Source organism: Diaphorobacter caeni (assembly GCF_015354245.1).
Taxonomy (GTDB): Bacteria; Pseudomonadota; Gammaproteobacteria; order Burkholderiales; family Burkholderiaceae_C; genus Diaphorobacter_A; species Diaphorobacter_A caeni.
This window is the reverse complement of the sequence record NZ_JADKYZ010000004.1, coordinates 257,473-270,510: the sequence shown is the minus strand read 5'-3', so window position 1 is coordinate 270,510 and position 13,038 is coordinate 257,473. Positions and strand designations below refer to the sequence as shown.

Genomic DNA, 13,038 nt, shown 5'->3' with positions numbered 1-13,038 from the left:
CTCGCGGGACAGGGGGCGCAGGCCAAGGGGGCCAAGCCGGATTCAAGCAGGCACGCGCGCCATGCCACGGGCAAGCCATCCACCCGCGTGGACTGGCCGCGCACGCTCGTCGCGCGCGGCGCGGAGAAGCTGGCGCTTGGGCATCTGCGTTTTCGCGACATGGAGCGCGTCTCGGCCCGCCTGCATTGCGTGCTGCTCGATTGCTCGTCATCGATGGTGACGACGGGTGCGCTTGCGCGTGCCAAGGGCGTGCTGCTCGACCTGTTCCGCGAGGCCTATCTGCGCCGCGAGCATGTCGCGCTGATCTGCTTTGGGGGCGAGGGCGTGCAGTTGCGGCTTGCGCCCTGCAAGGCGGGCGCCTGGAGCGACGACTGGATTGCGCCCATCGGCGGGGGCGGCGGCACGCCGCTGGCCGAGGCGCTGGGGCGCGCCGACGACCTGCTGGCCGCGCATGGCGGCGGCGGAACGCAAGGCTGGCTGTGGCTGCTGAGCGATGCCCGCACGCGCGAGCTGCCCAGACGGCCCGTGCATGCCGACGCGATTCGCGTGCTCGATTTTGAATCGGGCCGCGTGCGCCTCAAGCGCGCACGGATGCTCGCCGAGGCATGGGACGTGCCCTGCATTCCCTGCAACGACTGAGCGCGCAGTTCGGGCGAGCGGCGCGCAGAGCGAGGGTGCGCGGGATCACTGAGCGGTGATCTTGCGCTCCTTGACGATGGCGCCCCACTGGTCGTATTCCTTCTTCATGAAGGTCGCGAATTCCGCGCGCGTCGTGGGATGTGGGTCGAGGCCGTGCTTGGCGAGCGCTTCCTTCACGCTTGGGTCGTTGAGCACCTTCACGATTTCCGTGTTCCAGCGGTCGAGCATGGGCGCGGGAGTCTTGGATGAGGCCACGAACGCATACCAGTTCAGCGCCTGGAAGCCGGGGAAGCCGGACTCGGCCACGGTCGGGATGTTGGGCATGTAGCTGGGGCGCTTGAGGCCGGTGGTGGCCAGAGGAATCAGCTTGCCGGTTTCGATGTGGGGCAGCGCGGTGGGAGGTGCGGCGAAGTAGCTCGCCACGCGCTCGCCCAGCAGATCCTGCAGGGCCGGAGCGCCGCCCTTGTAGGGCACGTGGACCATGTTGATGCCCGCGCGCTGGTTGAACAGCTCGCCCGCCAGATGCGACGCGGAGCCCGCGCCGGTGGACGCGAACTCGACGTTGCTCGTCTTGGCCTTGGCGACGAACTCGGCGAGATTCTTCACGCCGACCGCCTTGTTCACCACGAGCACGTTCGGGAAGTACACGCCGCCCGAGATCGGCGCCAGGTCCTTGAACGGATCGTAGTTGAGCTTCATGAGATGCGGCGCGATGGTCAGCGGACCGACCGAGCCGAACAGCAGCACCGTTCCATCAGCCACGCCCGAGGCGACCTGCTGGTGCGCGATGTTGCCGCCCGCGCCGCCGCGGTTGTCGACCACGACCGATTGGCCGATGTTTTCGCCAAGCTTCTTGGCGATCATGCGCGCTGCAGCATCGGCCGCGCCGCCGGCGGCGAAGCCCACGACCAGCGTGACGGGCTTGGCCGGCGGAAACACGGGATCGGCCGCATGGGCTGCGCCCGTGCCGAGTGCAGCCAGCGTGGCGAAGGCGGTGGCGCGAAGGAGAAGGGATCGTTTGTTCATCGTGATGATTCCTGTTGTGAGATGACCGCTGTGCCGCAGTGATGTGGCTTCCTGAACTCCGCTCTCCTTTTGATTTTGTACTTCGCGCAACAGCTTCGTCAACGCACGACGTTGACGAGTGCGGAGTTCGTTGCGTACCGCGCGAGGTTGTCCATGAACATCTGGACCACGCGTGCCGCGTTGCCCGCCGCAAAGCCGGCGCTGTGCGGTGTGGCGATCACGTTGGGCAGGGTCCAGAGGGGTGAGTCCGCAGCGAGCGGCTCGTGTGCGAACACGTCGAGATAGGCGCCCGCGAGGCGCGAGTGGGTCAGCGCGTCGATCAGCGCGGGCTCGTCTACCACGTCGCCGCGCGAGACGTTGATGAGACGTGCGCCCGCTGGCAGCAGCGCGAGGCGTTCGCGGTGAATGAGCTGGTGCGTGCGCGGCGACAGCGGGCACGCGAGGATCAGCCAGTCCGTCGTGGGAAGCACCTGCGCGATGTCCTCGAACGCATGCGAAGGCAGCCCGTTGTCCGTGGGCGCGGCGCTGCTGCGCACCACCTGGATGTGGAGACCGATGGCCTGCATGATGCGCGCGATGGCCTGGCCGATGCCGCCCCAGCCGACGATGGTCGCGGTCTGGCCGTGGATGTCGCAGGGCAGCGGTGGGCGGTCGATCAGCGGTGCCCATTGGCGGCGCTGCTGCGCCGCGATCAGCTCGGGAAAGCGCCGCCCCAGCATGAGCAGGCCCGTCACGGCACTTTGCGCGACGACCTCGGCATTCGTTCCTGCCGACGAGGTGAGCGTCACGCCGCGCGCGAGCAGGTCCAGATAGATTGGACGGTCCGCGCCCGCAGAGTGGATGTGGACCCAGCGCAGAGACCGGCTGCCCTGCATGGCGGCGTAGAAGCGCGCCGTTTCGGGCTGCGTCTCGTGCTTGGTCGACAGGCCCGTGACGTCGCGCGAGACGAAGGCGATGTCGAACTGCGCGCCGCGCTGCTCCACGTCGTCCACCGTCAGCAGCTCGGGCGCGGGGGACGCGCAGGCGCGGATGCGCTCGCCTTCGGCCGCGCGCAGCCGCTCGGAGACGAGAATGCGCAGCGCCGCTGCGGATGCTTGGGTGGCGTCGTTCATGTCACTCATGAGGATGTATCGGCGATGCCGTCATTCGACCGTCGCGCCCGAGTCCTTCACGATCTTCTGCCACTTCACGAACTCCTTGCGCGTGAACTGACCGAACTGCTCGGGTGTGCCGCCGACGGGATCGGCGCCTTCGCGGATCATCTGCTCCTCGAGCGAGGGAAGGGCCTCGTTCACGGCCTTGTTCAGCTGCGCGATGATCTGCGGCGGTGTGCCCTTGGGGCCGAAGAAGCCGAACCACGATCCCGCAGCAAATCCGGGAAAGCCTTTCTCGGCCACCGTCGGCACGCCGGGCAGCGAACGCGAGGGTTTGTCGCTCGACACCGCGAGCGCGCGCAGCTTGCCGGCCTTGATGTGCTGGATGACCGAGGGGATGGTCGCGAACATGAACTGCAGGCGTCCGGCCAGCAGATCGTTGAGCGCGTTCGCGCCCTTGTAGGGGACGTGCAGCGTCTCGCTGCCGATGCGCTGGCTCAGCATGTAGCTCGACAGGTGCGATGAGGTGCCCACGCCCGTGGAACCGTAGCTCAGCTGCGCGGGCTTGGCCTTCGCGTAGGCGATGAACTCTTCGAAGGTCTTGGCGGGAACGGAGGGGTGGACCACCAGCACGTTGGGAACGTCGGCGATCTGCACGATGGGCACCAGATCGACGAGCGGGTCGTAGCTCATGTTCTTGTAGAGGCTCTGGTTCACGGAGATCGGACCCACGGAGTTCACGATCAGCGTGTAGCCGTCGGCGGGCGCGCGCACGACGGATTCGGTGCCGATGTTGCCGCCGCCACCGGGCTTGTTGTCGATGATGAATGACTGTCCGAGCTTGTCGCCGAGCTTCTGGGCCACCGCGCGCGCGAGCAGATCGGTGGTGCCGCCTGCGGTGAAGGCGACGACGATCTTGACGGGCTTGGACGGCCACTTGTCCTGTGCGAAGGCCATGCCGCTGAACGCGCTCATCGGCAGCAGGGCAGAGGCGATGAGGCCGGATTGGAAGCGTCGGCGCGAGACGCCGGGGTGTTGTGGGTGGGTCATGCTTGTCTCCTTGAGTATTTATGTGCTTGGAAGGCGCGGCCTGCGATCACTTCTGGCGTGTCTATGCAGACGGCTCGGGTGCGGTGAAGAAAGTGTTCTCACCGCGTCCGATGGGGGAGTTCTCCGGTTCTGTGCAATGGCTTTCGTCTTCAAGTGCGGTAGCTCGGGTCGATCCGGTCGAGCTTGCGCAGCAGCGCGGGCCACTCCATCTGGCCGTAGGGGCGGCGCGTGCCTGGCTGGTAGTTGTTCCAGGTTTCCTCGAGCACCTGATCGGAGACCTTCGAGAGCGGCGAGTTGCACGACATCGCGGCGATCTGCGAGCGGCAGGCGAGCTCGAGGCGGTGCATCCAGTTGAAGGCCTCGCCCACCGTGCGGCCGACGGTCAGCGCGCCGTGGTTGCGGAAGATGAGCGCCTCGCCATCGCCGAGGTCCTTGATCAGCGATTCCTGCTCGGCCGTGTCGAGCACCACGCCCTGATAGTCGTGGTAGCCGATCTTGAGAAAGCGCATCGCGGTCTGCGTGATCGGCAGCAGGCCGCATTCGAGCGCGGACACCGCCATCGATGCCCAGCTGTGCGTGTGGATCACGCAGGCCACTTCGGGGCGGGCCTCGTGGACGGCGCTGTGGATCACGTAGCCGGCCTTGTTGATGCCGTAGTTCAGTGGCCCGAAGTCGGGCTTGGAGAGGATGGTGCCGTCGTGGCTCACCTTGATGAGACTGGATGCGGTGATCTCCTCGTACATCATGCCGTAGGCGTTGATGAGGAACGCGCCGTCCTCATCCGGCACGCGCGAGGAGATGTGGTTGGCCATCATGTCCGACATGCCGTAGAGGTTCACGAGCCGGTAGCAGGCTGCGAGATCGATGCGGGCCTGCCATTCGGCGTCGGAGCACTTGTCCCGCATCGAGGAGATGTGCAGTTCGTGGCTGGTGTCTGTGGTTGTCATGGTCCCTGTCTCCGTTTGAATGATGTATTGAGATGGCGTCGCTTCGATCAGTCCGCACCGAGCCCGATGGGATTCGGCTGGCGCTTTTCCGTTGCGTGGCGCAGCAGCGATGCGGTGCGGAAGATGCCGTGCGCGAACTTGCCGTAGGGCAGGGTGAGGAACAGGCCCATCACCGCGCCGAGGTGGGCGCACAGCAGCAGGGCCATGGCGGGCGTGCCGCGCAGCAGCCAGAGCGCGAGGCCGGTGAGCGAGACGAGGAACAGCAGCGCGATGAAGCCGAGGTCCATGGGCTTTTGCTTGAGGTCGCCGTGTTCGGGATCACGTCTGCGGTTCAGATGCCACAGGCCGCTGGTGCCGATCAGCAGGCTCACGCCGCCGAGCGCGCCGAGGACCTTGGGCAGGCTGGGCAGTTCGTAGGGCGCGGCGAGGCCGAAGACGTAGTGATAGATCGTGCCGAGCGCGGTGGCCGCGAAGCACAGCATGAAGCCGTAGAACGTGAAGTGGTGCATGCGGCGACGCGCGAGCGTGTAGGCATCGTCCTCGTTGGGGCAGCCCTGTCCGGCGCCGCCGTCCAGGTACTTCATGCGCAGCACGTCATGCGTGGCTTCAGCGGCGGCGGGGGCGCTCACGTCGGCTCCGCTGGTGACGGGCTTGATCTGCTTCCAGAAGTTGCGCACGCCCATGAAGAGCGCGAACACCACGAACAGGAACACCGGCGCGAACAGGCTCACCAGCAGGTTGTGCGGGAACAGGTTGTAGAAGTTGCCCGCGGTCTCGCGGCTCCACAGCGCGCCGATGCCGCCATGCAGCGCCACGGCGATGATGAGGAACAGCGCGAGGCCGATCACCAGCGCGATGGACAGCGTGAGACCGTTGTTCTTGTAGAGCTTGCCAAGCGCTGGAGGCCAGGCGTAGTTGGTGTAGGTTTCGCCGCGCACCTCGGCCATGGCCTTGGGCACGTTGAGCGCGAATTCGTGCGGCGGCGCGTACTGGCAGGCATGCAGGCAGGCGCCGCAGTTGTGGCACAGGTTGGCCAGAAAGTTCACGTCGGCCTTCGGAAATTCGAGGCGGCGCGTCATCGCGGGAAACACCGCGCAGAAACCTTCGCAGTAGCGGCAGGCGTTGCAGATCTGCATGACGCGCGCCACTTCTTCTTCGGCGGCGGTCATGGGCACGATGTGGCCTTGGGCGAGGGCCTTTGCGTCTTCGGTCAGGGCTTGCAGGGTTTGCATTTTTCAGGGCCTCTTATGCTTCGTCTTTCACGGCGCCTGCAACGGCAGGCTTGCCCTGAGCGGCCAGAGCCGCGTTGCGTCCGGCGATGCGGCCGAAGGCCGTGCCGATGGACATGCCGACACCGGCGGTGTAGCCCTTGCCGAGCACGTTGCCAGCCATCATCTCGCCGGCCACGAACAGGTTGCGGCTTGCGCGGTCGTTGAAGCGCACGGCCGAGGTGTCGTCCACCTTCAGGCCCAGATAGGTGAAGGTCACGCCGGGGCGCAGCGCATAGCCGTAGAACGGTGCGGTGTCGATGGGGCGCGCCCAGTGCGTCTTGGCGGGGGTGATGCCTTCGGTGTGGCAGTCGTCGAGCGCCGTGTGGTCGAAGTGGCCGACGTGGCAGTTGTCGTTGTACTCGGTGAGCGACTGCATGAAGGTTGCGCGGTCGAGTTCGAGCTTGTCCGCGAGCTCTTCGAGCGAGTTCGCCTTCACGCCGGGAAACACCGGCGGCATGAAGCGGCCGATGGCCTTGGAGTCGATGATGGAGTAGGCGATCTGGCCCGGCTGCATGGCGACGAGGCGGCCCCAGATGGCGTAGCGCTTGGGCCAGAAATCTTCGCCTTCATCGTAGAAGCGCTTGGCCTCGCGGTTGACCACCACGCCAAGCGAAACGCAGTCGATGCGCGTGCAGATGCCGCCGTCGTAGAGCGGCGCGCGCGCGTCGATGGCCACCATGTGCGCCTGCGTGGGATCGCCGATGCCGTCGGCCTTGTGTTCGTCGAGCATGTGCTTGAGCAGCACGCCCTTGTTGAATGCGGTGCCGCGGATCAGGAAGTTGTCCGACGGCCATTCGCCGCGCTCGTTCTGGCCCCAAGCCTCGCGCAGCCATTCGCGGTTGGATTCGAAACCACCCGCCGCGAGCACGCAGCTCTTGGCCGTGAAGCGCTTGCCATTGGTGGTGAGAGCGGCCTGGAAGGTGCCGTGCTCGTCGATCTCGAGGCGGTCCACGGGAGTCTCGTAGTGGATCTGCACACCGAGCTTTTCAGCGCTGCGGAAATACGCGTTGACGAGCGCCGTGCCGCCGCCCATGAAGAACGCATTGGTGCGCGCCACGTGCAGCGCGCCGGAGAGCGGCGGCTGGAAGATCACGCCGTGCTTGCGCATCCAGTTGCGGCAGGTGCTGGACGCACGGATCACCATGCGCGCGAGGTGCTCGTTGGTAATGCCGCCGGTCACCTTCAGCAGGTCCTGCCAGAACTCTTCTTCGGGATAGGCCTCGACCAGCACGTCCTGCGGGGCGTCGTGCATGCAGCGCAGGTTGCGCGTGTGGCCCGAATTGCCGCCGCGCCAAGCGCGCGGCGCGGACTCGAGCAGCGTGACGCGTGAGCCGGCCTCGGCGGCCATGATGGCCGCGCACAAAGCGGCGTTGCCGCCGCCGATCACCAGGACGTCGGTGTCGAAGGATGGGGTTGCGCCGCTCATGTGGGTTGGCCGCACAGGCGGGTTCGCGCAAAGGAAGGGGTTCGGTGTTTGCTCTGCAGCACGGCGGACCTCGTGGGGTGATTTTTGTTCACTTGAATTCTGGGAGTTCTCTCCACCCGTGCCAAGTCCACTTCCTGCAAGGCCACTTCACGAATCGTGATGGGTTTTGTTCGTTTTCTATTTTTTGGTTTTATGAAGCCTGGCGGCTTCACTGGCTGGTCGTTCGGAGGCGCCAAGACAGCCCCTCATGCGTCGTTGTCGAAGCCTTGCCGTACAGGCGTACTGATCTGCGGCTTCACGCCTAGCCTGAGGGGCTGTCTTGGCGTTGTGGGGGTGGATCGAGTGGCGGTGTTCGCTGCGTAGTCCGCTGTTTTTGTTCTGCTTTTTTGTTGCAGTGCATCCTTGAAAGCCAACTTTGTTTTGTCTATATACAAAATTAGAAAGCATTTGACAAAAGAAAAAATAATGCCGAAACTGAATGCACGAAAAAGCGAAGGGGACAACGGACATGAAACGTCTTGTGGATTTCGTCAGTTATGCGGATGCGCAGCAGCAGTTCTCGGGCGAGAAACTGTGGGAGCTGTTTGATGGTGACCGCGCGTCGTTCAACATCGCGCATGAGTGCGTGGACCGCCATGCGGGCCAGGGTCGGGATGCGTTGATCGTGGCGCATGCGTCGGGTGAGGACGAGGTCATCACCTTCGACGAGCTGTCGGCCGATTCAGGGCGCTTCGCGAACTGGCTCGCGGCGCGGGGCGTGCAGCCGGGCGAGCGCGTGGCCATCATGCTCGAGCCCTCGCGGGCGTTCTACACCGCGATGTTTGGCGTGATCAAGCGGGGCGCGATCGTGGTGCCGCTCTTCACGCTGTTCGGCCCGGACGGCGTTCGGCTGCGTGTCGACGATTGCAAGCCCGCCCTGCTGGTGACCAACGCGCAGAAGCAGGACGTGGCCGATGCCGCCGGCGTGCCGGTGCTGATCTACGACGCGGCGTTTCACCAGAGCCTGCAGAGCCATCCGGCGCAGTTTGCATCGCAGTCACGCGCCGACGATCTGGCGGTGTTTCAGTACACATCGGGCACGACGCGCGAACTGCCCGAGGCCGTGCGCCACACGCATCGCGCGGTGGTCACGCTGATGGTGGCGGCGCTCTACGGCACCGGCCTGCGTCCGGGCGACCGCTTCTTCTGCCCATCGTCACCCGCATGGGGCCATGGACTGTGGCACGGCACGCTCGCACCGCTCGCGCTGGGGCTGACAGTGGGTGCGTACAGCGGGCGCTTCAATGCGGAGCGGCTGCTCAGGGCCTTGTCGGAGAACCGCTTCACCAACATGTCGGCGGCGGCCACGCACTACCGCATGATGAAGAACTGCGGCAAGGCGACCGAGCATGGCTATGCGTTCAACAAGCTGTCGTTCACCGGCGAGCCCATCGATGACGACACGGCCGACTATGTGAAGCAGGTCTTCGGGCTTGAAGTCTGCAGCATGTACGGCACGACCGAGATCGGCGTGGTGCTGGCGAGCTATCCGGGCGCTCCGGATTTCCCGGTCAAGCGCGGCTCGCTCGGCAAGGCGGTGCCGGGAACGCGCGTCGAAGTGCACGACGCCGAAGGCCGCATCTGCCCGCCCGGCGAGACCGGCCAGCTCATGGTGCTGCGCAAGGGCGAGTGGATTCCCACCAAGGATCTGGGCCGCACCGATGCGGACGGCTACTTCTATCACGCGGGCCGCGCGGACGACGTGATCATCTCCGCCGGCTGGACCATGAGCGCGGTCGAGATCGAGAACGTGCTGCTCATGCATGCCGACGTGCAGGAGGCCGCCGTGATCGGCGTGCCCGACGAGTTGCGCGGCCAGGTCGTCAAGGCGTTTCTCGTGAGCGGCCGGGAACGCAGCGACGCCTTCGTGCAGGAGGTGCAGGACCTCGTGCGCGCCAAGCTCAGTCAGCACGAATACCCGCGCCATGTCGCGGTGGTCTCCGAGCTGCCCAAGACGCCTGCCGGAAAGGTGCACAGAAAAGTGCTGCGCGAACGGGAGCGCGCAGCGGCAGCGGCCGAGCAGATCGTGGCCTGAGTTTCGCCTCCCTTATTGCCACATTTTCCCGAGAGCTTCATTTTTTCATTTTCTTCATCACGCCGATTCCATTTCACAAGGAGACAGACATGCTTGACAAGGTTCACCAACAACGCAGCTTTCCCAAGATCACCGACGAGGGTCTCGATGACCTGCGCAAGCGCATCGGCGTGAAGATCGGCCAGACCGCGGAGCCCTGGTGCCACGAGGCCACGCGCGACAACATCCGTCACTACGCGCACGGCATCGGCGATGACAACCCGCTGTGGTGCGACCCGGACTACGCGGCCAAGTCGCACTACGGCGGCATCGTCGCGCTGCCGAGCTTTCTGTTCTCCACCAGCCGCATCGTGTCGGGCTATGTGGGCGGCCTGCCGGGCGTGCACGCGATGTGGTCGGGCTCGGACTGGACCTGGCACAAGCCGGTGCGCCGCAACGACGAGATCTCGACCGAGGCGCATCTCAAGGACCTCATCGAACACCAGACGCGCTTTGCGGGCCGCGCGATCCAGCAGATCTACCACGTGGACTTCTACAACCAGCAGGGTGACAAGGTCTCCGAGTGCGACAGCTGGTGCTTCCGCACCGAGCGTGACCATGCGCGCGAACAGGGCACGAAGTATGCGGAGGTGCGCGCCCGCGAGCCGCGCCGCTATACCGACGAGGAGCTGGGCGAGGCCTACAAGCTGTACCGCAACGAGGAGGTGCGCGGTGCCATTCCGCGCTACTGGGAAGACGTGCAGGTCGGTCAGGAGCTGCCCACCATGTTCAAGGGCCCGATGACGGTCACCGGCTTCATCGCCTATGCGCAGGGCTGGGGTGGTCTCTACATCCGCGCGAACAAGCTCGCCTGGCAGCTCATCGACGCACACCCCGGCGTGGGCATCAAGAACCGCTTCGGCATTCCCGACGTGCCCGAGCGCGTGCACTGGGAAGAGGACTTCGCGCTCGAAGTGGGCGCGCCCGGCGCGTATGACTACGGCCCGGAGCGCACCTCGTGGCTGACCCACCATCTCACCAACTGGATGGGCGACACGGGTTTCCTGCACAAGGCCAGCTGCAAGATCCGCCGCCACAACCCCGAGGGCGACATGCTGTTCATCAAAGGCAAGGTCACGCGCAAGTTCGTCGAGAACGGCAAGCACATGGTCGAGATCGAGCAGTCCGCGTCCAACCAGGACGGCGAGCTGTCGGTGGTCGGCAGTGGCGTGGTGATTCTGCCCAGCAAGGGATAACGCACCATGGCCATCGGCGCTGGCGGAACCAAAGGAGCCAAAGGAGCCCTCGCGGGAATGAGGGTGGTGGACCTCACGCGCGTGCTGGCCGGTCCGCTGTGCACGCAGATCCTCGCCGATCAGGGCGCGGAGGTCATCAAGGTCGAGCCGCCTTCGGGCGACGAGACGCGCAAGCTGGGTCCGCCGTTCGATGCGGCGGGGCAGGCGGCGTATTTCGCGGCGCTCAACCGGGGCAAGCGGGCGATCAGTCTCGATCTCTCGATGCCCGACGCGCAGGAGGTGCTGCACCGCATGCTGGCCGACGCCGACGTGCTGGTGGAGAACTTTCTGCCGGGCACGATGGAACGCTGGGGCCTCGGGTTCGATGACGTGCTCGCCACGCGCTACCCACGGCTGGTGTACTGCAGCATTTCCGGATTTGGCGCAGACGGCCCGCTCGGCGGTCTGCCCGGATATGACGCGGTGCTCCAGGCGATGTGCGGCGTGATGAGCGTGAACGGCGACGCCAGCTCGGGAGCCACGCGCATCGGCGTGCCAGTGATTGATCACTTGACGGGCTACGTGGCACTCTCCGCGATTCTGATGGCCTTGTGTGCGCGTCATCGCACGGGAGAGGGGCAGCGTGTGGAGGCCACGTTGTATGACACGGCGTTGAGTCTGCTGCTGCCGCATGCGTCCAACTGGTTTGCCTCGGGCAGCAGCCCGAGCCTGCTGGGCAGCGCACATCCCAACATCGCGCCGTACGACAAGTTCCGTGCGCGAGATGGCGAGCTGTTCATCGGCGTGCTCAACGATCCGCAGTTCCGCAAGCTCAGTCAGCACATCGGCCTTCCGGGGCTGCCGCACGACGGACGCTTTGCGAGCAACGGCGGGCGGCTGGCCCATCGCGCGGAGCTCAAGGTGGCCATCGAGGAGGCCATCGCGGACCGCGAATGCGGCGCGCTGTGCGAGGACCTGATGAAGCTGGGCGTGCCGGCGGGCGCTTTGAATTCCGTGCCGCAGGCGCTCACCCATGCGCACAGCGAGCACCGGGAACTGGTCGTGCGGCGCGGCGCCTATCAGGGGGTCCGTTCGCCGATGGTGATGTGCGGGACGCCGGGTGAGCCGGGCCACGCGCCGCCCCATTTCGCGCAGGATGCGGAGGAGGTTCTGCGGGGTCTGGGGTTTGATGGGGGACAGCGACAAAGGCTGTACGAAGCGGGAGCCGTCATGCGGCCAGCGGGTGAGTACGTGATTTCCGAAAGTATAGAAAAAGTGGGCTGAACCAGGCCCGCATCATGCAAGGAGACAAGGATCATGCGCATTCGTTCAATCTATCTGGGGGTGGTGCTGCTGGGTGCGGCGGCAGGCGGCGCGGTGCATGCGCAGCAGCCCTATCCGAGCAAGCCGATCCGCATCGTCGTGGCCTACGCCGCAGGGCAGGGAACGGACATCGCCACGCGGTATCTGGCCGACCAGATGGGCAAGGATCTGGGCCAGCCCATCGTGGTGGAAAACAAGCCGGGGGCGGGGGGCAATCTCGGCACGGAAATGACGGCGCTGGCCGCGCCCGACGGCTACACGCTGACCATGGGCACCAACGCGACGCACGCGCTCAACGCGTTCCTGTACGCCAAGGTGCCGTTCGAGGCGGAACGGGATTTCGAGCCGATCGGACTCGTCGGTACGTTTCCGATGATCGTCGCGGTGAACGCGAGCACGCCCTACACGTCGCTGTCGCAGTTGCTGGAGAAGGCGCGCGTCGATCCGCGCTCGGCGGACATCGCCATGCCCAGCACCACGGCGCGGCTGGTGGTGGAGCTGCTCAAGGAACGCTCGCAGTTTCCGCTGTTCGGCGTGCCCTACAAGGGCTCGGGCAATGCGATGACCGATCTGCTCGGCGGCCAGTTGCCGGTGGTGGTGGATACGCCGACCGCGCTCAAGGCGCATCTCGCGTCGGGCAAGGTGCGCGCGATTGCGGTCACCTCCGAGAAGGCCAGCGGCCTTGCGCCCGGCGTGAAGACGGTCGCCGAGCAGGGCTACCCCGGCTACGAGGTGATTGCGTGGAACGCGCTCTACGCGCCGCGCGGCACGCCGGCTCAGGTGATCGCCACCGTCAACGCGGCGATGAACAAGGCGCTGGCGCGGCCCGAGACCCGTCAGCGTCTGCTGGAGCTGGGCTTCGACCCTGCAGGCGGTGCGCCAGGCGATCTGGCGAATTTCGCCCGCTCCGAGCGCACCAAGTGGGCACCCGTCATCAAGAGCGCGGGTTTGAAGGCGGACTGAAGGGCGGTTGA

General features: G+C 65.8%; 11 protein-coding genes. 5 read left to right on the top strand and 6 right to left on the bottom strand.

Annotated elements, in window-relative coordinates; all coding sequences use genetic code 11:
- The first annotated feature begins 87 nt into the window (after window positions 1-87).
- Window positions 88-639: a vWA domain-containing protein gene (locus ISG32_RS12080; protein WP_323745928.1), complete on the top strand. Its 552-nt coding sequence runs from the start codon at window positions 88-90 to the stop codon at window positions 637-639.
- 45 nt (window positions 640-684) lie between these two features.
- Here ISG32_RS12080 and ISG32_RS12075 read toward each other — a convergent pair whose 3' ends face one another.
- From ISG32_RS12075 to tcuA, 6 genes are all read right to left on the bottom strand, one after another.
- Window positions 685-1,665 carry a Bug family tripartite tricarboxylate transporter substrate binding protein gene (locus ISG32_RS12075; protein ID WP_194771260.1) on the bottom strand — a complete coding sequence of 327 codons (981 nt, stop codon included), beginning with the start codon at window positions 1,663-1,665 and terminating at the stop codon, window positions 685-687.
- 98 nt (window positions 1,666-1,763) lie between these two features.
- Window positions 1,764-2,786, bottom strand: a complete 1,023-nt coding sequence (locus tag ISG32_RS12070) for a D-2-hydroxyacid dehydrogenase (RefSeq protein WP_228529765.1) — start codon at window positions 2,784-2,786, stop codon at window positions 1,764-1,766.
- A 21-nt stretch (window positions 2,787-2,807) separates the two neighbouring features.
- The gene (locus ISG32_RS12065; protein ID WP_194771499.1) at window positions 2,808-3,734 is read right to left on the bottom strand and encodes a Bug family tripartite tricarboxylate transporter substrate binding protein; all 927 of its coding nucleotides are present in this window, start codon (window positions 3,732-3,734) and stop codon (window positions 2,808-2,810) included.
- Between the two features lie 224 nt (window positions 3,735-3,958).
- Window positions 3,959-4,756, bottom strand: coding sequence for a class II aldolase/adducin family protein (locus ISG32_RS12060; protein ID WP_228529764.1), 798 nt, complete (start codon window positions 4,754-4,756; stop codon window positions 3,959-3,961).
- Window positions 4,757-4,803: 47 nt separating this feature from the next.
- Window positions 4,804-5,988, bottom strand: coding sequence for a tricarballylate utilization 4Fe-4S protein TcuB (tcuB, locus tag ISG32_RS12055; protein WP_194771259.1), 1,185 nt, complete (start codon window positions 5,986-5,988; stop codon window positions 4,804-4,806).
- Between the two features lie 13 nt (window positions 5,989-6,001).
- Window positions 6,002-7,453 (bottom strand): FAD-dependent tricarballylate dehydrogenase TcuA, encoded by a 1,452-nt coding sequence (gene tcuA / locus ISG32_RS12050; RefSeq protein ID WP_194771258.1) that lies wholly within the window; start codon window positions 7,451-7,453, stop codon window positions 6,002-6,004.
- A gap of 508 nt (window positions 7,454-7,961) precedes the next feature.
- Between tcuA and ISG32_RS12045 the strand changes: the two genes are divergently transcribed.
- The 4 genes from ISG32_RS12045 (at window position 7,962) to ISG32_RS12030 (ending at window position 13,027) form a co-directional block, all read left to right on the top strand.
- Complete coding sequence (locus ISG32_RS12045; RefSeq protein WP_194771257.1) at window positions 7,962-9,527, top strand: acyl-CoA synthetase; 1,566 nt, start codon at window positions 7,962-7,964, stop codon at window positions 9,525-9,527.
- A gap of 89 nt (window positions 9,528-9,616) precedes the next feature.
- Window positions 9,617-10,762 carry an FAS1-like dehydratase domain-containing protein gene (locus ISG32_RS12040; RefSeq protein ID WP_194771256.1) on the top strand — a complete coding sequence of 382 codons (1,146 nt, stop codon included), beginning with the start codon at window positions 9,617-9,619 and terminating at the stop codon, window positions 10,760-10,762.
- A 6-nt stretch (window positions 10,763-10,768) separates the two neighbouring features.
- Window positions 10,769-12,025 carry a CaiB/BaiF CoA transferase family protein gene (locus ISG32_RS12035; RefSeq protein WP_228529763.1) on the top strand — a complete coding sequence of 419 codons (1,257 nt, stop codon included), beginning with the start codon at window positions 10,769-10,771 and terminating at the stop codon, window positions 12,023-12,025.
- A gap of 33 nt (window positions 12,026-12,058) precedes the next feature.
- Entirely contained in the window at window positions 12,059-13,027 is a 969-nt protein-coding gene (locus ISG32_RS12030) for a Bug family tripartite tricarboxylate transporter substrate binding protein (RefSeq protein ID WP_194771255.1), read from the top strand.
- Window positions 13,028-13,038 lie beyond the last annotated feature (11 nt).